Source organism: Paenibacillus sp. PvR133 (assembly GCF_017833155.1).
Taxonomy (GTDB): Bacteria; Bacillota; Bacilli; order Paenibacillales; family Paenibacillaceae; genus Paenibacillus; species Paenibacillus polymyxa_B.
Genome location: NZ_JAFIBS010000001.1, coordinates 621298 through 647455 on the forward strand (window position 1 = coordinate 621298; position 26158 = coordinate 647455).

Below are 26158 nucleotides of genomic sequence, written 5' to 3' on the forward strand. Positions count from 1 at the left end.
TTAGCTAATAAAAAATAATAACAGTTCCAACAATCAGTAAGATAATGCCTACAAGTTTAAAAGCGGTTATTGGTTCGTGAAAAATCAAAACAGACACCGCAACAATACCTAGTGTAGTCAATGCCTGCGATACAGGTGAAATCCTCCCCAATTCCCCCCGAGACAAAGCAAAGATATAGAATACAAAGCTAACACCATATAAAATTGCTCCAAACCAAATATAAGGTGAGGTAGACAACTTTATAAGTGACTGCAAGCTAATTCCGGTAAAACTCAATACATTTATTCCATGCTTTAAAGTGATTTGAGCGACAATGTTAAAAAGCATTGCTAAAAAAAGCAACAATAATAGCATTATGATCCCCTAACAGTTTATTTATTGTTTATTCTATCACTTGTAAAAAAAATTTGCATTATGAAGAATTATGTCAAAACATCAAGGCAAAATTGCAAAAGACTCAATTATTTTATGGTAAATAAAAATTTGGAAATTTCAACTTTTGAATATCTTTTTTTAAGATTAAGCTGAATCCAAGGTTCATTAATGGAAAAGTCCAAAATGTTATTTTGGAATAAAATTATTGAGTTATTACGATGAATTCCTGAATGTCAGTTATTATCGCTAAAATCTGCTGCCGTAATATTTCAAAATTTCAAAAGTATATCTAAGAATATTATTAAAGATGAAATTCCGATTGATAATAAGTCTTGAAGTTATTGACGACAATAATGTCTCTAGTTTGAAAGTAAACAACAAATTACTGCCAATTTTTAGAATAGATCCTCAAGGTATTTTCATTTAAATAGTATAATGACCAAAAAATAGAAAGTAAATTTTAAATTAAGATAAGGAACGATAAAACCAAGTTGAGGAAAAGAAGTATAAAAATAATTTCCCTTTTTATCAGAAACAGTTGCACCCCAAGAAATATACTTGTCTTCCACTAACCCCAATGAAACAATAGGTAATAACAAGTGGTCTTTGATGGAATTCTCTTTAAGTGCATCAATGGTTAACAGAACATGATAGGAAGCATCAATAATATTTATATTTGAGTATGGTTTTAGATTAGAAGTTCTTACGAATATAGTTTTTTGAATTCTTTGCATTTAGTTCCTCTATTAGTAGCACATAATGAGCATGAAATACATAAAGTATGATGCATGCTCTTATGTGCCCTCTATCAGTCAATTTACTAGCTTAACCAAATTAATAGAGTTAATTTTAACTTTTACATTTGCTTTATCTCCAATGTCGAATCTTAGTTCATTGTGGCTATTTTTTAGCCAGTCAGGATCCGAACCTAAAGGAATTAATAATTGACCACTAACCACATTGAATAAGAAAGAATGATCTTCATCATATTTCTCACTTTTTCTGTTACTACTATTCCAAAATAGTTGGCCTTGGAAGGGTTCCTGAGATCCTATAATATTGAGGTCAATTAATAAAAAGTCAGCATCTTTTCCTTGCATAGAGGAATCAAATTTAAAGCTCACATATGGATCATTACCGTTGGTCACTATACTCCCATCTGCTTCTTTGATAATCTCATTAGATTCTGACAATGACATATAGTCGTCCGGTAAAGATTGAAATCGATCCTTCATTTCTTTAAAGTTTCTTCCCCAAGCAACTGGTAAAGATTGTAAATCCTTTTGATGAAAAACTGCTCTTAATTCGTTTTCATCGGTATCAGTTGTACCATCATAAGCTTTAGTTTCCAACATTCTCTGCTTGCTCACCAAAAATTGAAGAGAATTATATTGATAGTATACGTAGTCTCTTTCTAAAAACCATTTATATAATCTATAGGCACGAATTGAAGCGGGGCCTCCATCATGCCTTATTGCTGGACCAATAAAAACTAATGGCGGTGCTTCTTTATCAAGATTTTTTATCATTTTTTCTTGAATCTCTTTATTGGCAGCAAGATAATCTGCAGAGTAGAAAGTAGGAACCTTTTTGTTAGTTATCTCATAAAAAAGCGTTCGATTTGTTAAATCAGCATAAGTCTCTCCTGTTTTCAACATTTTTGAGAGTACTGTTTTAAAATCCAACATCTCTTGCCATCTTTCCTTAGCAATAAATCCCTCACCAACATCCGGAAGACCCTGTTTTGCACCATTTACAAAAATAGCGTTCTCTGGCACTACCATTGGTTGTACTAGTTTTTCTGTAATTCTAAAAGCCTGCTGCTGTCCGAAAGTTGCCACAGAACCTAACAATATTGCAAATACGATTAAATATATATGATGAACTGCACCATTAAACTTATTTTTAAGAAAAAAGACATACAGAGCTGGTATTAAAAAAGAAAAGCATATAAAAGTAATTGATCCGGAGCGATGCATTGAACCAGAATCTAAACGACCTAAGCTATATCCGGTAATTAATATTAAGAATATAATCGATACAATACAATATAAAATCATGAGATAAGTTTGATTTTCTTTATTGAAAGACACTGCTTTTTTCACATTAAAAATCATTAATCCCACAAAAAGAAGTAGCGTGAATAACCATCCTCCAATTCTAATAGCTTCCCAAAGCAATCTATTCAGTTTATCGTAAGGGAAGGGCTTAGGAAACCATTCTGGAGAAGTTTGGGATTCAGAAAAAAGACTTATCCCGTATGCCAGTGTATTAGCAGAACCATTATCAAGAATAAATTGAATAGTCCCCAATAATGTTGGGAGTAACATTGCTAATATACAAAGTTGAATTACCAATAAAGCACAAAATAATAATTTGTGTTTAAGAAATACCTTACTCCATAACTTAAGCTTTATCGTCCTATATAACATCACACCAAACAGAGGAAAAAAGGCTACTGTTAAAGCCGCACCCATGGATGGATTATACAAACAATGAATTAAAGACATCCAAAAATAAAGAATGACCCACTTTACAGGATTGGAAAGTGTCTTTTTGTGAAAAAGAATTAGCACATAAGGAACAATTAAATAAGTTCTGTTCATACCTGATTCATATAATATCGGTAAAGAAAATACAATAAATAAAAAGGCCCATTTAGAGCCATATAATTTTTTTATAAGCAACACTACCAGGGCACCCATAATTATAGGAAATGCAACAAACGTATAGTTGATACTTGATAGATTTCCATTAAAAACGTAGTCATTAATAAGACTATACATTGGACCCATTATTCCCTGAATTGACATTATATCTACATTGAGCTTCAATCCATAATTCAACATCTGTTGCAAGGGCATGAAAATTTCGCCTAAATGGAAATCATCTGAAACAAAGCCACTATAAACAGGAGTGGAGTACAACATAATGATCGTCATCGGTATTAATGAAGGCCAGAATATGTAATCCCACACATTACTAACTTCACATTTTCTGTGTTTTAAAATCAAAAGAACAGTGTAAATAAACAGTATAATAGCTATAGAAGCCATAATAGCTAATGTAAAATTATTTCTATGCAATTCAATTTTATTTCCTGTCTGATATACACCAAACACTAACACTAACGTTATAAAAGGAAGAATTAATTGAGATAAATACATTAAGGTTTTTGTCAGAGTGGTAAGTACGCGCTCTTTATAAAAGTAAATTACAACTTGAATCATCCAAACTAACAGAGTCAGAACTTCCGGGAAAAACTGCGCTAATTTGTAAGAAGAATTCGGGTTAACAAAGCTAAAGACGAAAAGCAGCGTTATAATTGCGAAATAAGTAAAAGTAAGAGATACAATAATACTTGTAAAGACTTGCTCTTTATCTGTTGTATCATTTTTTTTACATTCAACAACAAAATAGGTTATAAACATCAAAATAGAAATATAAATGAAAGAACTATTCCCACTAAAAAAATAAAAACTGACCGCGTAAAATAAGAGAAAGAAGCTGACCAATAAATTTTTGGATACGAAAAGTCCTGCTGGACTCATTTGTAATTCCGTTATATTTTTTTTATTCACAAAATATATTAAGGGAATTAAAAACAAACAGAAGCAGAGAATGAAAAAGTAGATTATCGAATAATCCAAACTCTTAAATTGATCAGACCATACGATGTTGCCTGCAATGATGTCATGATAAACTTGCTTGCCGTTAGCATAAACCTTTAAAAAAAACACGGTTGAAATTAGCGATATAAGTACAGCCAACACACTTGATATTAAAAGGTGCATTGAGGATTTAGGAAGAAAGGACTTCAAATTGCTCATGCTCAGGCTCCCTCTTGTTCTTATGAAGTAATTTTAAACTTAAAAATTTCTTTTCAACTAGATGCCAAGATAAATACGAACAAGCCAAACAAATAATAAAAGAAATAGAAAAATGAAAAAAGGTATTCATTTTGCCACCACCGAAAATCCATATAACAAATTGTTGAACAGGAAATGCGTAAATATACATACCGTAAGTAAAATCACCATACTTATTTATTTTATACATTTTTATTTTCTGAGAATAAGCAAAACAAATAATAAGATAGCTCCCAAAGATCATAAAAACTTCTTTCAAACCACCAAATTTAAAACTTATTAATATAACTATAAAAGAACATAGCATTAGCTTTCTCGAAATAATAATTTGATCTCTATAGCAATACATAACCGTACCTGCCAAGAAATAGCCTAAGAGATAATTTGCGCTACCCATACTTATCCCGTAAAAGTTATAATTATCAAAAATATGAGGAGAGAATATATTTAGATATAAAACCAGTACAAATAAAAGCAATAGGGTTTCGCGAGTTTTATGACTAAACCAGCCAATAGATCCTATAATCAAAACCAATGCATAAAATAGAACCTCATAAGGCAAAGTCCACAATGAGCCATTTACTGAATTGGGATAAATGTTTCCAGTAAAAACACCTGGTAATTCATAGTAAACAGGGAAAAGGAATGAACTCTTTAAATAATCATATGTCTGAGGATTAGTTAAATAATCATTTAAATTATTATTAGTTACAACAGCTCCAATGATGAAAGTTGAAAACAAAACGGCACAAATCAAGCCCGGAAAAACTCTTAATATTCTATTGAAAACAAACCTAAACTTACTATGCGTTTTATTAAAACTCATACTTATTAAAAAGCCACTAATAACAAAAAAAATGGCAACAGATACTCCTCCAAGTGGCCACTGGCCATTTGTTATTTTAGCAAAAAACTCATTTGCATTCCCTGAGATTGGATAAGAATGCGAAAGCAATACCATAACTGCAGCGGCAAGCCTCATAAAATCAAAATTATTCTCTTTACCAATCATTCGATTTTCAAGTAGTGCTGATTTCTGGCTCAAATAATCAACTCTTTCATTAGAATTATTACTCCCAACACAAGTACATCTATAGATAATGTAAAAAAGAAAAAATCCTACATAGGAAAGCAGGATTCATCTGTCCAAATTTGCTAATAGAATATTTATAAAAATATGCTAATTCACATCGAATCTATCTTTTTGAGGCTTTGAACTTAAGAATAAAATAAATTAGCTTCTTTCCCATTTTCAAAGAACCTTTATTATTGTTTCTAAGTTTAGTCAAAACCTTCCATCCAATTGTATTTCTCATGTTCATTAATTCTGTTTCCAATTGGTTAAGTTGGTTATGGTACTCATGTGATGTTATATTACTATCATGAGGGAAATAATATTTTAAGGATACAAGAAGATCAGCATTATCAAATACAGTTATTGTTTTAATCGGCTCTTTAGAACTCTCGAACCTATCGTACAATTCTTTATATTGAGCTACCATCTCTAATTTTGTTTTAAAGTTATACTCACTAATATTAATTTTAATTTTAGCCAGTTCATTTTGCCCATGATCAATAATTTCATCCATTTTCTTCATAACATCGCTTAGTTCAAGAGATTGGGATACCCATCCACCGCCTACCTTATTAACTCTTTCCTTAAGGGCTCCCATAGGAGTAACCAGAACAGGTATATCATGCAACCACGCTTCAGTTAACGTATAAGAAAAAGTCTCTGGCCATGGAGATAACAAACAAATTAAATCCAGATCCAGTTGTTTTATAATATGGCTCAGTTCTTCTCTTTTGTACTCCCCATGCTTATGGAGATTATTTTGATTCAATAAATTTAATTTTTGATCTCCCAGACCACCAACTAAATGCCAATTAATATGATTCCTAGGGTACTTTGTGATCAATTTATAAATCAAATCACTACCTTTATTAGGTGCAAGCCCGCCTAAAAATCCAATATTCCATTCTTTAATTTCTTTTTCCTCTGATTTCACATATGAAATTTCAGAGCCTGTTAAATTATTCTCAATAGTAACACCATGTTCGATAGCAGAAATCTTGTTTTCTAAAGAAGGAAAGTACTTTATAAATAAATCTTTTGAAAAATCACAAGGTGTAATAAATTGGTCTACTTTACTAGTCATACCTTCAACTTTTTCTCTCCATTTCTTTATAAATGGAGTATGAAATCCATAAGCAGCTCTCAAGGAGGAATTGAATTTTTCTTCTTCATTTCCACTTTCTAAAATGTACTTATTATTCTCATCCAATAAATTCACTTTAGGACTGAATAAATAGTAATCATGTAAAGTGAAAATTACTGGTATATTTAATTTATGAGCAATATGAGGGATATCAAAAGAATGCCTGATCAAATGATGTATATGCACAAGGCTAATCTCAAAAGTCCCCAAGATTTTTTCTACAATTTCACTATATTCTTGATGATGAAAATGTTGTATAGAGATAGAATCACGTAAAGGAAAATGATACTTTGCAATAAAATCACCCTTAAGATACTGCTTTAGCACCAACTCATTTCCATTCGTCACTAATACAAAAGCGTAATAATCTTCTAACTCCGATACAATATCCTTAACATGATACTCCGTCCCACCAATTGGCTGAGTATAGCTCTCGTCAAAGAAATTGTGAAGAACATAAAGTATATTGCCGCGGGTTTTGTAAGAATCAACATAATGTGGTAATCTAATGTTTATATTTTCATGTATACGTTTCAATGGATTTTTAACAATGAAATCATGAACATTTTTATCGTAATAAGGATATCTGGCATTTAAAGTTTTTAAATTTTTATTTAATAAGGCCAGTTTGTCACCTTTAAAAGACATAGATCCTTTATGGTATATAAATGTGTGATCATCAATCACATTTTTATAGCCATGCTCAATAACTCTGCAACAGAAATCATTTTCTTCTGCATACCCTTTACCAAATGTCTCCTGATCGAACAATCCGACTTCATCAATGATCACTCTTTTAATATACATACAAAAACCAACTGCGGTAGGCACTTCAGGATATTCTTTCAGAGAGATATTTTCAATAAAGTGTGCGAAGCTTTCTACTGTATAACCCTCGGGAATTGAGTTATCTTCTAAAAATTTTGGAACAGAGCAAATACTTCCATTGTTTGTTAGTGGTGTGACTGTTGCAATAGATTCATCTAAATATGCAACTTCTTTTAACTTTTCCAACCATCCAGCTGTAACGACCGTGTCACTATTCAACAGTACTACGTCGTCCTGCGAGAAGGACATACCTCTGTTAACTGTACCTACAAAACCTAGATTTTTTTCATTTTGTAGAATAATTAAACCTTCCTGTTTATCTAGGGTAGCGAGATATTCATTCACCTTAGAATCAGGACTGCAATCATTAATAATTACAACTCTATTTTCTTTTAAATTAGTGTAACGAAATAATGACTGTACACATTCTTCTAATTCTTCCGGTGCATTATACACAGGAATAATAATATCACAGGATCGCACTTCCATTTTTAATTCTCACCTTTTTCTAAATTCTTGAAAAGCTCTAACAAATGGATTTTGATTTAGTTTTTCTTGCAAGCTCGTAATAAGCTGTTCATGTTGCACCAACTGCGCTTTCAAGTCTGCAAGTGTTTGTTCTTTTTGTGAGATATTCTCTTGTAAAACCGCTAAATGCTCATCTTTTTCTTTTAAAGAGTCATGGCACAACGAGATATAACGATTATTCTCCTCTAATTGTCCATCTTTCTCAGTAATTGTAGCATGGCACTGTTCAATATATTCAGTGTTTTTCAACAGTTCCTTGTCTTTCTCGACTACCACCTTATGACAATGCTCTATATATTCGAGGTTTTGTGCCAGTTGTTGATCTTTTTCCTGAATTGCGGCTTCGTAATTTGCAATTACATTTTGGCACTTACCATACTCAATTCTAACCTCTTCATTAGTCATTTCAACTACTTTACTCTCATAAACAGCCAAATTAACTTCATTATTTTGCAAAACATCCAGCGAGATAGTCAACAGATTATTGGTTTGCACAACAAAGTCATCATTAATAAAATCAGTTTCATCTAATTGAAGTTGTAAATTGCTCAACAAAAATAAAGACATATAACTAAAAAACGATTCTTGTCTATACCCTTCAATGGTTGCCTCAAAAAACTCATGAACCATACTCTGTGTGATTTCATTTTCCGCAAAAAAATGATAGAAGCTTGCTTCACATGAAAGGCCACGGAACAAATTCAATTCATAAAGTAAATAAAAATAATAAAAACTAAATCTTAATGGATCTAGAAAATAGCTTTTAGAAGGGATACTGAATTCAAAATCAATAAGGTTGAGTTCCCCTTTATCTACCAATATATTGGATGGGGTTAAATCAAAATGCACCATTTTTGTCGGCTGGTCGGTTTCCTTATCAACCTCAACCAGCTTATTTAATATTTTACGATTGTTATCAGACAAACTTAATAAAGAAGTTAACTCACTATAGTTTTCTACTGCTTTGTGTGCGTAGTTACTATTATCATCTATTTCTAGAATCGGTATCTCTATATTTGCAAAGCGATTCAGTAAGACTCCAGTATTTCGAAAGTCTGAACGAACATGATCAATAACATCTTCTAAATTATTTAAAGAAAGCTTGTTGACTGTCCGCTGCAATCTGGACTTGAGGGAAATGCCTGGCTTAAATTCTTCAAATGAAACATAACGATTGTTGATTCTTAACAAATCAAAAGGTTGAGGAGCTTGACCCCAACCACTTATTTTATCAAGAATTTTATATTCACTAACGATCTTCTCCTGGCGTCCCTTACGATCCCTTAAAAATTTAGCAACTAGGGTAGGCTTGGCTTCGTGGTTTTTAAAAATAAGCACTGTGCATTTTCCATGCGTAATCTTTTTCCCCTGAGGATTAGATAATAAAAGAAATTGAAGTGTCGAAGGCTTAATTTCGAAAAATCGGTTCCAGTTTGTTTCTACATAATTTTTAATCTGAGGTATCATTAGTTCTCCTCCTTACGAGCAAAGATACTATAAGAAGCAGGAAATGGACTTAACTGTTCATATTCGATTAGAAACTTCTCCAAATCATTTACACGTTCACTAATTGAAGAGCTGGATTTTGTGTAACGTAAAAATTCGACTAAATAGCTTGATACGTTTTTTTCGGACAGACTGTACAGAAACTCAATCCTTTTGTAATCTGGATGCGGATAAAAAAAGTCAATGTTACTGAATCCTGAAATCTCCAACAGTTGCTGATAACCCTGCTTTGTGTACGTATAAGTACTATATTCATTTTTATTCCACTTTAAACTTATTTCATTGGCTTCTTCTCTACTCAAATAACTAATATATTTGATCCCCGTATGATCGTCAGGTTCGCCAAGCAAATATTTTAGCCCCAGAGCGTTTTCAATCCCAATGTATAGATAGCCTCCAGGTTTGAGTAAACTGTAAGCTATTCTTAAAGCCTCATTCTGTCTTTCTTGTGGATTCTGGCCCAGATCATTAAGTCCCACCCACTCTAATACCCCATTAAAGGAAACTAAGTCAAAACTCGCTTCTTTAAAAGGATGCTTAAATATGTCCGCGTGAATAACCGTAATATTTTCTATATTCTCTTGCTTTGCTCTGGTAGACAGAAATTGAAGACGGTCTAAGGTTCCATCCAATGCAACAACATGTTTAATATTACGTGCAAGCGGAATGGAAATAGTCCCCCAGCCAGCCCCAATATCCAGTGCTACTGAATCTTCAGTTAACGGCAATAGATACTGCCAATCTGCTCTGGATTCATCTGTAATGATATTGAATAAAAAAGGATTATCATAAAAATTTTCCTTAACAGCCGTTCTCCATCCTTTAGAGATACATTCAGCAACTAGTTTACTCATCCGCTTATTATCTAAGTCAGAATAATAATGTCCACTTTCAGAACATAAATAAATTCCTTCATGTATAGGATAAATTTGTTTGAATAAATCATTCATAAGATCACTCCGAGTTCTCTAAAGTTAAGTTATTCATTACTTTGCTTACGTTTATTTCAACTTTAGGATCTACAAGGCCGGCTGCTTTTTTGGTTTCTGCGACTTTAAAAGTTAAAACATCATATCTTCTGTCCATAACTACGATATTATCATCAACTAATTCAATAAATCCCAAAGATACAACATAATCTCCTGCATTTAATATTGTGTTTTGAGTAAAGACAACATTTAAAATATCATCCTTCTTATAATTTTTTAAATCCAAACCCTCGAAGCTGGTATTCGTTCCGGTTATTTCGACCCCCGAAACAGTTTTAATCGTATAGGCTGCAAGTGAAGAATAAGTGTCCTTATAATACTGAAGTTTGAGGGAAATGGTTATTTTTTCGCCATGCCTGTATATTCTTGATTTATTCCCGTCTTCGCCATCTAACCTAAAGGATATAATCTTCCCTTCCCCATTGCCGTATCTATACTCTGAAGGAGCTTGTTTGCTATCCAACAATTTTGATTCGCCCAAAATCGGGATGTCACTACTTTTTTCTGTTGGCTTAGTGACCTTCACTCCATTTTCCATTTCAGCAATAAGCTTAGTGTAAACATTTATGACGTGATTCGGATGTCCTTGCTCAATAAGTTCCCCTTTATAAATTAAAACTGCTTCATCACAAAATTGCTTAACTAACCCCAAACTGTGAGTTACGAATAATATAGTGACGCCCTTTTCTTTTAGTTCCTCGAACTTTCTAAAGCATTTCCTTTGAAAACTTTCATCTCCTACTGCGAGTGCCTCATCAACAATGAGAATGTCAGGGTCCACATTGATGGCAACCGCAAATGCCAACCTCACATACATACCACTACTGTATGTTTTAACAGATCTATCAATAAAATCGCCAATTTGAGCAAACTCAATTATTTCATCTATCTTTGTTTCAATCTCCTTTTTCTCTACTCCTAGTATGGAAGCATATAAAAATATATTCTCCCTCCCAGTATAATCTGGATTAAAACCCGCACCAAGTTCTAACAGTGCAGATATCCTACCTTTCACGTTAAAATATCCAGATGTAGGTTGCAAAATCCCTGTGAGGATTTGAAGAAGTGTGCTTTTCCCAGAACCATTAGGACCAACTATACCGCATGTTTTCCCTTTTTCCACTTTAAAAGAGATTCCTTTCAAAGCGTTTATTTCAGTATTTTTTTTTCCTAAATTGAAGATCTCAAGCAATTTATGATAAGGCTTATTGTATACTTTATATGTCTTCGTTATATTTCCAATTTCTATTGCCAAGTCGTTTTTCATCATAGTACATCAACAAATCCTTTTTTCGATTTTTGGAATATATATTGCCCCAAACAAAACACTATAATTGAAAAAGTATAAAGATAAATAAGCTCCCTGTCCTCAATGAACTGTAATTTAAACAAAGCATCTCTTATTCCTTGTACCACATGTATTAACGGGTTCCAGAAAAACCAACCTTGGAATTTTTGTGGTACAACATGTATAGGATATATAATTGCACTAGCATAAAAAACAATATTTAAAACTACACTTACAATCTGTCCCAAATCTCTAAAGAAAACATTTAAACTGGCACATAACCAGCAGAATCCAAGAGTAAACAACACCAAAGGGAATATATATACCAATACATACAGTAACGAAAGGCCCGAGACATGTTGACCTAAGAAAAACATTCCGCCAATTAATATTAGAAAACCGATCAGAAAATTCACCGCGTTAGAAAGCAACAAAGAAATCGGCAAAATTTCAGAAGGAAATACTGTTTTCTTAATTAAGTTACTATTATCAAGCACAACTGAGGTAGCGCGGCTAAGAGTTTCCGAAAAGAAAATCCATGGGAGCAACCCTGCGAACATCCACAGTGTAAAATTATTGGTTCCCAGTTCCACACCCACTCTCATTTTTAGCATCCATGAGAAAACAAGTGAGTAGACTGCAAGAGTTGTCAACGGGTGGATGATTGACCACAAGAAACCCATCATGGAACCTTGATAGCGATTTTTCAGATCCTTGACCATAAAATTTTTAATAAGATATTTATGGTTAAAAATACTTTTTAATGTTGTTCTTAAATACATTCTCAATATCTCTTCTTCCTATAATTAAGTTTTTAATTTAAATGAGTTAGCATGTCTTGATATACTGCTAGTTGGTTCCAAAGCGTCATTATGCTAAAATGTTGACGTATCTACAAGAAAAGGAGATTGTAAACCTTGTCGAATCCAGTATACGGGAAACAGGCCAAAACGTCGACCCGTGACGATAAAAGGCCGGCTATGTTTTGGGTGTTAATTGTTGGCATGATTCTGTTTTTAGCTTGGGCTCCCTTCCAGGCTGCACTTTTTAATGGGCAAATGCTCGATTTTGAAAAGCCTCTCTATTGGGCTGTTATCATCGCCTCGATTCTGTTGATCCTGGCAATCGTATCTTATTATAAGAAATTCAAGCTGGAAGAGCAAAGGGATTGGCTGGCTGTATTAGTACTGCTGCTTCCCCTGTCTTATGTGCTTTCACTGACTTCAGCAGCTTCGCATTACCTGGCCATGAATATGGTGGTGGTACAGTGCATATATGCCGCTCTGTTTATCATCTCAATCTATCTACTACAAGATCGCTTAGGCAATAAGATTATTCACAACCTGATTATGACTGTTGCTTATGTCATTGTAGGCTTTGGCTTTATTAACTGGTTTGGACAGTGGGTACTTGCCGGCAAGATGGTAGGCTGGTTTACCCAATATGTGTATCAATATCGTTATACCAATGCAGTTATGACAGATACAAATGGTCTCCGGCTGACATCAGTGTTTCAATATGCGAATACATATGCCGCCTTTCTAATGGCTTTCCTATTCGCTGCCGTTTTTTGTTTAATGAAATCAAAATCATGGTATGGCAAGGCTACTCATGGTTTCATGTTGGTGCCCATCCTGGTCTCGCTGTTCCTGACCTTGTCACGGGGCGGTCTGGTTATGTTGCCAGTCGTTTTCGTACTGCTTTTGCTCTTCTTTAAACCAGCACGTCAGATTATATGGATTTTGCATTGTGCCATTGCTGGTGTAGCGTCAATATCTATCTTGGCGCCAATTACAAATATGGGTTTACAACTCAACAAGACCTACAACGGCGGAGAGGCTGCGAAGGCTTGGGGGTTACTTATTGGTGTCTCCCTGGCTGTAGCTGTCGTACTGTGGCTTGTTGAACGTTATCTGGCACCGAAGTTGGAAAATGCCCTCAAAGGATGGGCCTCCCGCAAGTTATCCAACCTGTGGCTACCTGTTGGATCAGTTGTGGTGATTGGCTTGCTGGCTTTTCTGTTTATTGGAACTGGCCTGCGCAGCGTACTACCAGAAAACGTCCAGGTCCGGTTTGAAAATATCAATTTCCGGCAGCATAGTGTACTGGAACGTCTTGTATTCTATCAGGATGCTGCCAAATTGATTAAAGATCATCCTGTTATTGGCACCGGCGGCGGCGGTTGGGCTACTTTATACGAGAAATACCAAGATTATCCTTACACAAGCCGTCAGGCCCATAACTTCTTCATGCAGTATCTGGTTGAAGTTGGTATTCTCGGTTTTGTAATTTTCATGTCATTTATCTTATATATTTTCTATAAATATATCCGTAGCTATATGAGACAAGATGATGAAGAACGGGATTCTCACTTCCTGTATCTCATTTTGGCACTCTCAATCTTACTTCATAGCTTGCTAGACTTTAATCTGAGTTACGTGTTCATGGGCATACTGGTATTTGTGAGTCTTGGTGGTATGGCCGCTGCTATGGACAGCAAGCCGCTTAAACGCCTGTCCATGAGTGCTTCCGGATTCCGAATCATGTATAGTGCAGTCATCGGCATTCTAAGCATTGTGGTGCTTTTTGCAGGTCTCCGCTTCGTGCAATCGGCCAATGCTGCCACATCTGCCAAACAGATCATGGCGGTCAGCACATCTTTTGAGGAAATCCAAAGTGCCATTAATAAGGATCTTGAACTTCGTCCTACGCACCCAGATTCGGTTATAAGATTGGCTGCACTGTACAAGAATGTGTATGATCAAACGAAAAAAGAGGAATTTTATAACGCTGCAATAGAGGTACTTAATACGGGCCTGAAGGCAGAACCGTATAATAAAATCATGTATAACTCCAAAGTTAACCTTTTAAAAGCAAAAGGTGAGCATGAGCAAGCCTTCAGTATTTTGGAAAATAACATTTCCAACTTTGTCTGGGACAATGACTGGTACAATATGTTGATTACCCAAGCTTACACTATTGGTAATAAGGCACATGAGCAGAAAGACACAGCCAAGGAACAGAAATATTTCCAAGCAGGTCTCGCTGCTTATCAGAAGGTTCTGGATGGGGTAGCTCATATTAAGACGGTTCCACCTGAAATTGAGTTGACACGTACTTTTGAAGTAACTCCGGGTATTGCGCTCAGTACTGGAAAAATTGAGTTCATGTCAGGTAAGCCTGCTGAGGCTGCAAGCATCCTCAAAAACGGCTTGAAAGACGACCTGAGCGACGCTACAAATCGTGAGATTGCTCGATATTATATCGTCGCTCTGCAAAAGCAAGGGCAGGATGACAAAGCATTGTACGATAAACTAATAAAAGCTGATCCGAAGGAAAAAGAGCAAATTGCTCAGTTAAAATCGGAGAAATAGCAGAAAAAAAGAGACTATCAGATGATGTTATATCATCCGGTAGTCTCTTTTTTATTTTGATAAGGTGAGGTTAGGTGAGCTGTCTATTTTTGTTGGTCAATCTTTTCAATAACCTGTCTCATATAAGCCAGTACTTCATCCTTGATTTCGTTATGCTGCAGAGCATAATGAATAGTAGTTTCAATGAATCCCAATTTCTCGCCAACATCATGGCGATTCCCGTCAAACTCGTAGGCCAGGATCGGATTCTTTTCTCCCAGCTTGGACAATGCGTCCGTCAATTGAATCTCCCCGCCTACTCCCGCAGATTGCTGGCCCAGGATATCAAAAATATCAGGCGTCAAGATATAACGTCCCATAATCGCCAAGTTGGAGGTTGCTTCTTCCTTCTTTGGCTTTTCTACCAATCGTTCCGCCTCAGAGATTTTGGAAGTAAGTGCATGACCTTCAACTATGCCGTAACGATGTACCTCGTTCCAATCCACTTGTTTTACACCTACAACAGAACGCTGATACTCATCGAACACGTCTATCATCTGTTTGAGGCACGGATTCTCAGACTCAACGATGTCATCCCCTAAAAGGACGGCAAAAGGTTCGTCACCGATAAACTTACGTGCACACCAGATAGCGTGCCCCAACCCTTTGGGTTCCTTTTGACGAATATAGTGGATATCTGCCATCTCCGATGGTTTACGCACTTCATTGAGCAGATCCCATTTTTCCTTCGCAGTCAAATTATGCTCCAGCTCAAAGGAGTAGTCAAAATGATCCTCAATCGCCCTTTTGCCTTTACCAGTAACGATAATGATATCCTCTATACCAGATGCAACAGCCTCTTCAATAATATATTGAATTGTTGGTTTGTCTACAATGGGAAGCATCTCTTTAGGCATCGCTTTTGTAGCAGGAAGGAACCGGGTTCCTAATCCCGCAGCAGGAATAATCGCTTTACGGATTTTCATAGGTTAAAACTCCTTTTGTCTTCAATATAACGGATAGATATACTGTCTATGATTATAACAGGAAGATAGATGAATTTGATAGGTTAAAGAAGAAGACATCTTCCCTCAAAGAGAACATGTCTTCTAATCACTTGCTTTCTATATTAATATATTATGCTGCCGGAATCTTTCTGGCTCCCGAACAAATATACAGTTATTTACTTCACCAGCTGCCCACGTGTAACACCCAACTGATTCGTCGCTTTCAGCGTTTTCCATACTTGTGTTCCGCTGATTTCTCCGCGCAGGGCACGGTTATAGAGATCAATAACCTCATGCACTTGCTCCGGTGTCTCCTCCAAAAATTCCACGCGGTAACGGGACACGCCCAGCTCCAGGAAGTTGGACAGGTATTCCGCGCCGGATTGCTCAATCGCGTTGTATACCGTGTTGCGGCAGCCTTCGTCCACACGGACCGGATGAGACATACCAATTCGATCACGCAGGGATGCGCGATGGTCCTCACACGGACGTCCACAGTTAGTGTAGTCGGTGCCTTCACTCATAAAGGTACAGTATACGCAATGTTCAGTATGGAACATTGGCATATGCTGCTGGATCACGATCTCCAGCTTATCGGTACGCGTACGTCTGAGCATATCAACCATTTGCTGAATGTTCAGATCGTACGAAGGCGTAACCAAGTCGCAGCCGGAATCCAGGAACAGATCAGCCGCTTTATGATTGGCTATATTCAGCGAGAAGTCACCAATCAATTGCGGGTGATGTGCGTCCGGGTTCTCCAACCGGTGTCGCAAGTAGAAATACAGTGCCCCTGGATTGCGTACCAACACAGCATCCGGCTTCAGGCGTAGGATGTTGTTGTGGTAGCCATTTTCACCCGGCATGTGAATACGCGGGGTCGCCAGCGCAATTCGGCGGCCTGCAGCATGCACAGCCTCTACGGCTGCCGGGAATTGCTTGATGAACTCGAAATCGGCGTAAATGAATTCCACGCCGGCCTCAAGCGCAGCCTCCACCTGAGGGAGGCTACGGCACAGCGCGGTCAGCTCTGCCTGACCGCGTGCCACAGACGATGCCGGAGTCGATGCATCGTCATACACCTCGACCGTCCGCTTCGTGTACACGGGCGGTTTGGGGCGCTCGCCCGCGAGCAGTTCCACCGCCTGACGGCGGATACCGTTCAGCTCGCGCATCGGCACGATGACGTCCCCATGCAGATGGACGTCCAGCTCTTCCAGCTGGAACACCGTTCCGCCCAGTCGGCCGAACTGCTCTTCGAGCAGTTCGTGCGTCATCGGACGCTTCTGGGCAATCTCCAGTTCCAGCTCGGAGTCCACGCGGACCGTTGTGCCCTTCTGCACGTCGGTCCACCACGTCGACAGCGGTTGCCCCGGGGAGCCGCTGACCCGCACATGTACCGGGAAGACACGGTACGGCTTGTCCGTGTCATATGACTGGCGCAGACGCTTGTCCAGCGCCGGGTCGTTGGTCTTCCAAATGCGGTCGCCCACGTGTACACGGCGCAGATCCACATCGTTGCGTCCCGCTACGATGTCAATGATCCAGCCTTCTCCGGCTTCGCCTTCAATCTTCACGCCCTTGCGACGGATATCGTATACGCGTCCGCCTTCTTCTTTTTGCGTGGGATCTCCCGCATCGAATACAATACCATCGCCACGCTTGAGCGGTGCATCAATACGGCAAACTACGCCATCACGAAGGATTTGTTCCACTCGCCCAAGATACACACCCCGGCTTTTCGGGAACGTACCGTCAACCAGCTTCTTGTTATTGGTTCCTTCGAGAAAACCGTGCGTAAAGCCGCGTGAAAAGCTCTGCTGCAGCTCGCGAATATCTTCTTTGCTGGTCTTGGACGTATCGCCATCAAAATACTTATCAATGGCCTTGCGGTACTTGCTGACCACATTCGCCACATATTCAGGTGTTTTCAGTCGCCCTTCAATTTTAAAAGAAACAACACCCGCGTCGATCAGTTCAGGCATCAAGTCGATCGCTGCTAGATCCTTAGGTGACAGCAGATACGTCACATCTGCCATTGGCTTCTGCTCTCCATCCACCATCAGATCGTAAGGCAAACGACATGCCTGTGCACATTCACCACGGTTAGCAGAGCGGCCGCCCCACATTTCTGAAGTCAGGCATTGGCCAGAATAAGATACGCATAATGCTCCATGTACGAATACCTCCATTGGAAGTCTCGCCTGGTCGCCTATTTTTTGGATCTGTTTCAGGTTGTTTTCGCGTCCAAGCACGACCCGTTCCATATTGTACGGCTTTGTAAACTCTACCGCTTCCGGCGAGGTAATCGTCATTTGGGTAGAACCATGGATCGGAAAATCCGGTGAAATGTCGCGGATCATTTTCACCAAGCCCATATCCTGGACAATTAAGGCATCGACTCCAGCATCAATACAGGCATCGACCAGCTCCTTAGCGTCCTCCAACTCGTTTTCAAATACCAATATATTGAATGTTAAAAAACCTTTAACCCCATAGCTATGCAAAAACGCCATAATTTCAGGCAGTTCCTCCATGCGGAAATTATTCGCCCGTGCCCGTGCGTTGAACTTTTCCACCCCGAAAAAGATCGCATCAGCCCCGTTTGCCACCGCCGCACGCATACAATCCCAGTCACCGGCTGGTGCCAGAAGCTCAACATCTTCTCTTCGTACTACTGATTTCATCTTTGTCCTCCCTATATGGAGAAATAACTGATTAACCTTGAGCTAAACGTTATTTTCCAGAGCAGCGATGCTGCTTATTTTATAGCCCTATGAATTATCATCCTATCCGATCATCCCCACTCTGAACCACTAGCTCGAGGGATAAATGGCATCCAACTCAAAAAATCCGCATCACGAACATTTGCGGCATAATCATTCTTATCTTGTAACTAATCTAGTGTACCAGACTGCGCCCCAAGCTTCTACACTTTCCAAGCGATTCCTCGTAAAAATCTCTTACTAAAACATAAAAAACACCCCCATTCCCGTCAAACGGTACTTTGGAGGTGAGGAATCATATAAAACAAGAGGAACAACGAAGTAAACAGTGCTATCCAGCAAGAAGCCAAATGGAGATGGAGACTAGGCAACTTAGACGCGCTAGTAGGCAGGCCTAAGCCTTTTAGAAAAAGGCATCCTTGTGCGGTACCAGCGTACTCGACAATGAATCCGAAAAAAGGCGTTCGCGTTCGCTGATCTAAGTATCGTAAATAGCTGCCTACGCCCTTCCCTGCTTACCTCACTCTTTAAAAAGATTGGAAATCTTATGGCGGGCGCCAGCGAAGCGGGCCATTTGAATCCGAAGAAGCGTCAGCGATCGTAGGATCAAATGGCACGCGTAGCCTCTTCCCACCATACCTCGCCAATCTTTTACTTACACCTTCTACTTCACAAAATTAAACGAATTTAACGTCGAATCCAGTGCGTTAGACTGTACAGCCGTGTTGTTCGCATCATTCAATGTCGTTGTCACAGTATACGTTTTTCCGTCACGTTCCAAAACCAATTGGTGGCCTGTGTAGCCAACGCCTTCCTCTATACGATGGAATGTAAAGGAAACTGCCGGAACACCAGCAAACGTTACGTCCTTAACCTCCTCGACTTTGAGGTTTTTGTAGTTCTTTGCTTGCTTATCGTAGAAGTCCTTGAGCTGGGATACCGTTAGTTCAAATGATTGGTCGTTGTCGATTTTGACGGAAAAACGTCCTCCAGTAAACTGGTACTCTACATCGCCCAATTCAAATTGATCGCTAATCGCGGTCCAATATCGTGGGATATTCACCGTATATTCATAGGCTTTTGAAGTCTTTTTGACCGTTTTCGTTTTATCTGTCAAATAGTCGTCTTCTTCCAACTGTCCAAAGTTACTCGCTACGGTTTGAAAATCGATTTGAAGCGAGGAAATGAGCGCGTTGAACTGATCATTTCCTTTGCTTACTTTTTCAGGCACTGCGTATTCAGCCAAATAGCGGTATCCATTTTGCTGAATCAGCACGTTGTACTCCTTGACCCAACCATCGCCAAAATTATAACGGTACTCCTGTACTAACCCTTGAACGCCTGCAACCTCCAGCGGATACGTCTTCTGTGCCTCATAAGCCGTGGACACAAAGGAATCGCTCAGCCATTTTTGCAGCTGCTGGCCCCAGTTTTCCAACTTTCCATCCGCTGGAGCTGAGGTTATTTTCACGCGGAAGCTCGATCCATCATTACTTTCATATTGCATCCGTTGATCGTCCATTTTCCAGCCTGCGGGTATGCTGAGTGACACACCGTAGTCTGGATTCCCGGCCTCGCGTGTGCCTCCTACAACAGTAGACAAGTCTTTAATACTTTTATCCTGCGCATTAAAGGAGGTCTTGAAGGAATTTAAAAGTCCTGCATACTGGGCCAGATCTTTATAATTCGTTGCTTTAGCATCGGAAAAATAAACTACATACAATCGTCCGTTGTCATAGTACTGACGATTTTCCCACAATACGCCGTCCCCATCCTTCGTAATGACACGAGCATAAGGTACCTTCGCTTTCGGGAAGGATTTTCGATCGATCACAGTTTCTCCCGTTTCCTTGGCTGCCTGCACTAATTGTTGCAACAGATCGTCCGCATTCAGTGGAACCGGCTGTGACGCTGTGTGCACCTCCATATAGTAGGCACTGTTCTCATCCATAAAAGTGGAGATACTCTCATCTCCACCTCCCTGACCGATGACGAGCCCTGTTGGATAGTTCATAGACCAGTCATAGTAACTGTTCCCGATCTGCGTCTTGCCCTCATCATTATCAATGTTCGGTGTCTCTTCAGCTACCGTGCCCGCCTCTTCTTGTGCTTCCATCCGAATAATGATTCCGGCACCATTCTTCTCCAACTTACCGCCAAGCCCTTCTGCTACTTGACGCAGAGGCACCATGAGGATACCTGATGACATTTCCGGTGGAGCTGGAAGTGTTACCTTGTGACCTCTCACCCATGCTGTACGGCTACCAATGGTTAGCGAAACAACATGAGTTCCGCTGGTGATTTTAACCACATTATCTTCAGCCAATCGGATTTTGCTGTTAAATGCCTTTTTAAACACACCAGCCGGAACCATCAGTGCACCACTTTTGGAATAGGGCTTCGTGATATTTGCATTTTGGCCGTTTACGACGGCTGTATTGCTGCCGCTTTGCAGACGCAATTCCAGCATGTTTTTATCTTGATCTGCTGCAACTGCTGGCAAAGCAGAAAGCAGAAGGGACAATGCGACAGCGCCGACCCCCAGCTTACGCATCATTTTTCTTTGAATATGCTTCACAGTAAATCTCCCTTTAGCTTTATTTTATAGATTCAAGAGCCGTTATTGTCACTTTCCAGTAGTTGCCCCTTGAGCTGGCTCCGATGCTTCCTTAGAAGGCGCTACACCACCATCTTCAGCGGCTTCCGAACCGTTCGAATCTTCTCCATCTTCTCCAGACTGAATGGACTCATAGATTTCACCATTATCCTGTGTCAGTACCAGCTTGCGCTTTACAATATCACCGTCCGACTGCATAAGCACATTCACCGTTTGACCCGGTTGATAGTTTTTAAGTAGCTCATTGACGTCAATGGCCGAAGCTACACGCTTACCGTTAATACTATACAGCTCATCGCCTTCCTTGATTTTTGCCTGAACGGCATTGGCTGAAGTAATTTTCGTAACTTTCAAAGGATCCTCGGTAGGTAATCCGACGATAGCTGACCAGCTCTCTTCCAGCCCTAGACCAAGACTGGCGCGCCGAACCTCTCCGTATTTGAAAAATTGGCCGATGACATATTTCACTGTATCCGACGGAATCGAAAAGCCCATATTTTCAATACCGACCGCCGAGAATTTCATCGTATTGATCCCGATGACCTCACCCTTGAGATTGACCAGCGGACCGCCGCTGTTACCAGGATTGATCGCGGTATCGCTTTGGATCAAACGATAAGCAGCGTTGACACCACGATTCAGCCCGCTAACGACACCCGAGGTTGCCGAATTGCGAAGTGAAAAGGATATAGGCGTACCAATAGCCACTACCTGCTCACCTACCTGTAGACTGTTCGTTGAAGCTGCCAAGGTAGCGGGTTTGAGGCCGCTTGCCTTGATTTTGACTAATGCCAAATCACTGATCGGATCGCTGTAGCTGTCGGTGATTCCGTAAGATTTTCCGTCCGAGGTTACAACCACGGCATCACCTAATCCTTCGATAACATGCGCATTCGTCACAATCCATCCATCTGTACGAATGATGACACCCGTGCCGTGAGCCAGATTGTAGCGATCTCCTCCCGCTACGGTCTCTCCCGTGGCTGAACGGCCAATGATACCGACCACAGAAGGAGATACATTTTTAACAACCTGCGGCACACGATCGGCCGATAACGTATATGTACCATTTGCGCTGTTATATGCGCCGCTGGTTCCTAATGCTTTATTCATATCGCTTACGTTAACATAGACCCCACCATTAATGACTTTGGCCTTTAACGCAGTTCCACTGCTAGCTGCACCTGCCGTTCCAGAAACACATAGAGCGCTGCCCAAAGCCAGAACAACTGCCCTTTTCCCCATCTTACGCATATACTCACCATTTCCTCTCTTACATGACCCTGTTCTATCAGTTAGTCCAAATCTACCATAGAGGGGACACGTATACAATCGCTTTAAGCCCTATCTTTTTCTAAAAGGCTCCGTTTGCTACATCCCTGTCCTCCCATGCTATTTATATTATAAATTTTCCAAATCCTTATATCAAAAAAATAAGCAAAAACGATAAATAATCGTTATACCAATTAGGTCATTCCTTCGTTTACGAGCATAACCAACTATGATACCATCACATTATATCTTAGTTTTATTGTCGGAAATAAAGAATAAAATCATGAGTCCTCTATCCAAAACACTAAAGTATAAATAAACACTTGAAGGAGGTTAAAAGAATGGCCTACGAACCAATCTGGAACGCTCATCCCGATAAGCTTAACAAATTCGAGTTGGTCAAACTGGAAAAGGACGGTCTCGACGTTATCCGTACCATTATCGAAAACTATGCCAACGATGGCTATGACTCGATCTCTGCGGACGATATGGACCGTTTCAAATGGGCTGGGGTATACCAGCAAAAGCCCAAGGATGGTCATTTCATGATGCGGGTCCGCATCAACACAGGGATCATGACTTCAGCACAGGCACATGCATTGGCGGACATATCCGCGCTATACGGACGCGGTCTTGTGGATGTCACCACTCGCCAGGCGATTCAATTTCACTGGTTGACGGTCGAAAGCTTGCCCGATATTTTCGAAAGGCTGGAAAAAGTCAATTTGTATTCCTTTGAAGCCTGTGGAGACTGCCCGCGTACCATTGTCGGTAATCCGCTGGCTGGCATCGATCCCAATGAATTGGTGGATACCCAGGAGATTGTAGATGAAGTAAATCGTTTTTTCTTATTAAATCGAGACTTCTCCAATCTGCCGCGTAAGTACAAAATGTCTATCTCCGGTAATACGTACAACAATGCACAGGCTGAAATTAACGACCTGTCCTTCACTCCGGCCACCAAGATCCTCGATGGAAAAGAAGTAGTCGGCTTCCATGTGATGGTTGGTGGAGGTTTGTCCGCCAAGCCGCATATGGCACAGTCTCTGGATTTGTTTGTTCGTCCTGAGGAGGTACTGAAGGTTGCTATTGCTGTCACCACCATATTCCGTGATTACGGCTATCGGGAAAAGAGGCACCATGCCCGCCTAAAATTCCTTGTTGCCGATTGGGGCCCAGACAAATTTCTGGCTAAGCTCACCGAGTACATCGGTGAAATGCCCGGCCGAGGCGAGGACAAAACAATTGGCTGGCAAGCCGCCTATTTTGACGGTGTGCATCCTCAAGCCCAAAAAGGCCTGAACTATGTCGGTCTGAACGTGCCTGTCGGTCGCCTTAGTGCTGACGAGTTGCATGAACTGGCCGAACTGGCTGACCGCTATGGCGATGGGCAGATTCGTACCACGATGTCGCAAAATATTTTGCTGAGCGGCGTGCCGAATGAGCAAGTGGATGAACTACTGGAAGCCCCCGTGCTGCAACGCCTGACACCACAGCCCAAGCATTTTATGAGCCGTACGGTATCGTGCACAGGAAATGAGTTTTGCAATCTGGCGATTGTGGAAACCAAAAAACGGGCGGTTGACGTCGCCGAGTATTTGGATCAGCACGTGCAATTGGATGAAAAGGTGCGCATTCATTTTATCGGTTGCCCGAATTCCTGCGGTCAAAAGCATATTGCGGACATTGGTCTGCAAGGCTCGCTCATAAAGACACCGGAAGGCTTGGTCGACGCGTTCGACATCGCTGTCGGCGGAGCGCTTGGAGCAGGCGCCCAGTTTAACAAAGCGCTCAAAGGTCGCGTACGCGGGGATCAGGTTGGACCTGTACTGGCAGAGCTCATTCTGTTCTACAAAGAAAACAGGAGCGCTGGCGAAAGCTTTTACGCATATGTACAGCGTGTAGGGATTCCGACTTTTCAGGAAAAGCTGTCTGCTATTTTACAGTCCAGCCACGTTGCATCCTAAATATAGAGTCTATTAACAGCCTGCTTGTATGACATATACAAGCAGGCTGTTTCTTATCCTCATGGAGCCCCGCAATATTGTTTCCCTCACTTTCATAAAAAAAGACACCGGATTACTCCGGTATCAATATTTTCGCAAAATCGAGTACTGTTGGCTTATGAGCGCCTGTTGTAGATGTCACCACCGCGTAGCCTGAAGGTATCTTATATATCAATCCCGTATCATACCGGATGCCGAAGGAATTATCCTCCTTATAATGAGTCCTCGTTTCCCACACCTTCGTACCGTTTCCTTTCAAGCCTGTAATGGTGATACCATGCATCTTCGTGGTTTTACCCAGTGGATCATATTGATCACTGAACTGGACATACAACTGCTCCTCAGGCAGATACACCCGGTCAGCCGCATAGTCCTCTGTATTACTAAATAATTGCAGACCATTACTTAGCACCTGTGTACGCTTGCTGTTTCCTTTAAGCCCTGTTACAGCAATATGACCGCTCGGCAACTCACGTACTGCGGCAATTTCTTTACCTGATCCTAAGTCCAGATGGATGTCACGAATATCGCGACCATATACATCTGCTTGTACCCCAACGGGACCATCTGAACTGTTCAAAAGCGCATAATATCCATTGTGACTGCCGACCAGCCAACCCGAGGTCACTCCGGCCGTCGTTCGATTCCATTGTATATCGCCAGCTTCAGTGTATTTGAGTACAGTGAAGGACTGCTCCGCAAGGTTTAGATAGGAGACCAGGAAACTGCCATCCTCCAGTGGCTCCAAACCAACCTGCGAATCCTGCCCATGAGATATCAAGCCATCTGTGGGTAATGTTTTGGACCACAAGGTGTTTCCATCCTCGTCCAATCGTGAAGCCTGCACATCTCGTATTCCGTTCGGTTTTGTATAATCAATCAGAAACAGCAAGCCCCCATCCGACGTCTCCCGCTGGACTCCACTGCTGCTTGTTCCGGGTTGTACGTTCAGATCCTGTTGATGTTTCCATACAGCCTCCACAGAACTGTCCAGCTTGCCATATGTGACGTGTACTACACTTGCTTCTGTATCGTCCTCGACGTTCAGCATAAAGAACCCACCATTCGCTGCGGGTTGAATGTAATTGTGAGCGTTTCCTAAATCCTTAATACTACCAATTGCCGCACTTGTTTCGATTTCGGCTTGTTTGGGCGCAAACGCCTCGGACACCTCGGAGGCATAGGACGGTGCAGCACTATATCCCATCAAACATGCCGCCAAAGCAGCTCCTGCTGCCCATGTATACACACGTGTACGTAAAACTCTACTTTGCTTAACCTTCAAGCGTTCCAGCTCCCTTCATGACTTCCTCAGAGATGTTGTATGAACCTCTTAGATGTGATAAAACTACAGACGGTTTCGCTTCAACTTGTAATGGTTGTCACGCGGGCACGGAACTTCGTATGATGCTATATAATCATGAGTTATATATTTACCTTTTCAAGCCCGAGCCTAAACATCCAAAACTCCAAAATTTAGAGACCACTCAGAGACTTTCTGTCGATGAATATACGTATATACTTATTATTCCAGCGCTTGGTAAACTATGTGTCACATGCTTTAACGCAGGAAT

At 40.2% G+C, this 26158-nt stretch carries 16 protein-coding genes; 2 read left to right on the top strand and 14 right to left on the bottom strand.

All coding sequences use genetic code 11. The features are described from left to right. Positions 1 to 4: 4 nt before the first annotated feature. From JOE49_RS02825 to JOE49_RS02865, 9 genes are all read right to left on the bottom strand, one after another. On the bottom strand, positions 5 to 355 hold the full coding sequence (locus tag JOE49_RS02825; RefSeq protein WP_053326203.1) for a DMT family transporter: 351 nt from the start codon (positions 353 to 355) through the stop codon (positions 5 to 7). A gap of 440 nt (positions 356 to 795) precedes the next feature. Further along, a complete protein-coding gene (locus JOE49_RS02830; protein WP_209940520.1) occupies positions 796 to 1110 on the bottom strand; it encodes a hypothetical protein in 315 nt (104 codons plus the stop codon). 78 nt (positions 1111 to 1188) lie between these two features. Beyond that, positions 1189 to 4206, bottom strand: a complete 3018-nt coding sequence (locus tag JOE49_RS02835; protein WP_209940521.1) for a hypothetical protein — start codon at positions 4204 to 4206, stop codon at positions 1189 to 1191. Next, a complete protein-coding gene (locus tag JOE49_RS02840) occupies positions 4178 to 5290 on the bottom strand; it encodes an acyltransferase family protein (protein WP_068938847.1) in 1113 nt (370 codons plus the stop codon). The genes JOE49_RS02835 and JOE49_RS02840 overlap by 29 nt, the downstream gene beginning before the upstream one ends. Before the next feature lie 151 nt (positions 5291 to 5441). Continuing rightward, on the bottom strand, positions 5442 to 7781 hold the full coding sequence (locus JOE49_RS02845; RefSeq protein ID WP_068938849.1) for a glycosyltransferase: 2340 nt from the start codon (positions 7779 to 7781) through the stop codon (positions 5442 to 5444). A 9-nt stretch (positions 7782 to 7790) separates the two neighbouring features. Then, positions 7791 to 9287, bottom strand: coding sequence for a hypothetical protein (locus tag JOE49_RS02850; protein ID WP_209940522.1), 1497 nt, complete (start codon positions 9285 to 9287; stop codon positions 7791 to 7793). After that, entirely contained in the window at positions 9287 to 10276 is a 990-nt protein-coding gene (locus JOE49_RS02855) for a class I SAM-dependent methyltransferase (RefSeq protein WP_069080808.1), read from the bottom strand. The genes JOE49_RS02850 and JOE49_RS02855 overlap by 1 nt, the downstream gene beginning before the upstream one ends. Before the next feature lie 4 nt (positions 10277 to 10280). Next, positions 10281 to 11585 (bottom strand): ABC transporter ATP-binding protein, encoded by a 1305-nt coding sequence (locus tag JOE49_RS02860; protein ID WP_081376926.1) that lies wholly within the window; start codon positions 11583 to 11585, stop codon positions 10281 to 10283. Beyond that, positions 11582 to 12385, bottom strand: coding sequence for an ABC transporter permease (locus tag JOE49_RS02865; RefSeq protein WP_025723433.1), 804 nt, complete (start codon positions 12383 to 12385; stop codon positions 11582 to 11584). Before JOE49_RS02865 ends, JOE49_RS02860 begins: the two co-directional genes overlap by 4 nt. Before the next feature lie 135 nt (positions 12386 to 12520). Here JOE49_RS02865 and JOE49_RS02870 point away from each other — a divergent pair, with 135 nt between their 5' ends. Then, positions 12521 to 14977: an O-antigen ligase family protein gene (locus JOE49_RS02870; protein ID WP_053326210.1), complete on the top strand. Its 2457-nt coding sequence runs from the start codon at positions 12521 to 12523 to the stop codon at positions 14975 to 14977. A gap of 83 nt (positions 14978 to 15060) precedes the next feature. Here the strand turns inward: JOE49_RS02870 and galU are convergent, their stop codons facing one another. The 4 genes from galU to JOE49_RS02890 form a co-directional block, all read right to left on the bottom strand. Continuing rightward, complete coding sequence (gene galU, locus JOE49_RS02875) at positions 15061 to 15942, bottom strand: UTP--glucose-1-phosphate uridylyltransferase GalU (protein ID WP_028542106.1); 882 nt, start codon at positions 15940 to 15942, stop codon at positions 15061 to 15063. 197 nt (positions 15943 to 16139) lie between these two features. Next, positions 16140 to 18650: a U32 family peptidase gene (locus tag JOE49_RS02880; RefSeq protein ID WP_013312213.1), complete on the bottom strand. Its 2511-nt coding sequence runs from the start codon at positions 18648 to 18650 to the stop codon at positions 16140 to 16142. Between the two features lie 703 nt (positions 18651 to 19353). Next, positions 19354 to 21267, bottom strand: a complete 1914-nt coding sequence (locus JOE49_RS02885) for a stalk domain-containing protein (RefSeq protein WP_209940523.1) — start codon at positions 21265 to 21267, stop codon at positions 19354 to 19356. Positions 21268 to 21315: 48 nt separating this feature from the next. Then, positions 21316 to 22560, bottom strand: coding sequence for a S1C family serine protease (locus JOE49_RS02890; RefSeq protein ID WP_209940524.1), 1245 nt, complete (start codon positions 22558 to 22560; stop codon positions 21316 to 21318). Between the two features lie 359 nt (positions 22561 to 22919). Here JOE49_RS02890 and JOE49_RS02895 point away from each other — a divergent pair, with 359 nt between their 5' ends. Continuing rightward, positions 22920 to 24545: a nitrite/sulfite reductase gene (locus tag JOE49_RS02895; RefSeq protein WP_209940525.1), complete on the top strand. Its 1626-nt coding sequence runs from the start codon at positions 22920 to 22922 to the stop codon at positions 24543 to 24545. A 112-nt stretch (positions 24546 to 24657) separates the two neighbouring features. Here the strand turns inward: JOE49_RS02895 and JOE49_RS02900 are convergent, their stop codons facing one another. Next, on the bottom strand, positions 24658 to 25869 hold the full coding sequence (locus tag JOE49_RS02900) for a hypothetical protein (RefSeq protein WP_023990602.1): 1212 nt from the start codon (positions 25867 to 25869) through the stop codon (positions 24658 to 24660). Positions 25870 to 26158: the final 289 nt, after the last annotated feature.

Coding starts and splice junctions, on each gene's coding strand:
- JOE49_RS02860 (WP_081376926.1), bottom strand. CDS start 11,585: ATGATGAAAAACGACTTGGCAATAGAAATTGGAAATATAACGAAGACA.
- JOE49_RS02825 (WP_053326203.1), bottom strand. CDS start 355: ATGCTATTATTGTTGCTTTTTTTAGCAATGCTTTTTAACATTGTCGCT.
- JOE49_RS02835 (WP_209940521.1), bottom strand. CDS start 4,206: ATGAGCAATTTGAAGTCCTTTCTTCCTAAATCCTCAATGCACCTTTTA.
- JOE49_RS02845 (WP_068938849.1), bottom strand. CDS start 7,781: ATGGAAGTGCGATCCTGTGATATTATTATTCCTGTGTATAATGCACCG.
- JOE49_RS02865 (WP_025723433.1), bottom strand. CDS start 12,385: ATGTATTTAAGAACAACATTAAAAAGTATTTTTAACCATAAATATCTT.
- JOE49_RS02830 (WP_209940520.1), bottom strand. CDS start 1,110: ATGCAAAGAATTCAAAAAACTATATTCGTAAGAACTTCTAATCTAAAA.
- JOE49_RS02890 (WP_209940524.1), bottom strand. CDS start 22,560: ATGCGTAAGATGGGGAAAAGGGCAGTTGTTCTGGCTTTGGGCAGCGCT.
- JOE49_RS02895 (WP_209940525.1), top strand. CDS start 22,920: ATGGCCTACGAACCAATCTGGAACGCTCATCCCGATAAGCTTAACAAA.
- JOE49_RS02880 (WP_013312213.1), bottom strand. CDS start 18,650: ATGAAATCAGTAGTACGAAGAGAAGATGTTGAGCTTCTGGCACCAGCC.
- JOE49_RS02850 (WP_209940522.1), bottom strand. CDS start 9,287: ATGATACCTCAGATTAAAAATTATGTAGAAACAAACTGGAACCGATTT.
- galU (WP_028542106.1), bottom strand. CDS start 15,942: ATGAAAATCCGTAAAGCGATTATTCCTGCTGCGGGATTAGGAACCCGG.
- JOE49_RS02855 (WP_069080808.1), bottom strand. CDS start 10,276: ATGAATGATTTATTCAAACAAATTTATCCTATACATGAAGGAATTTAT.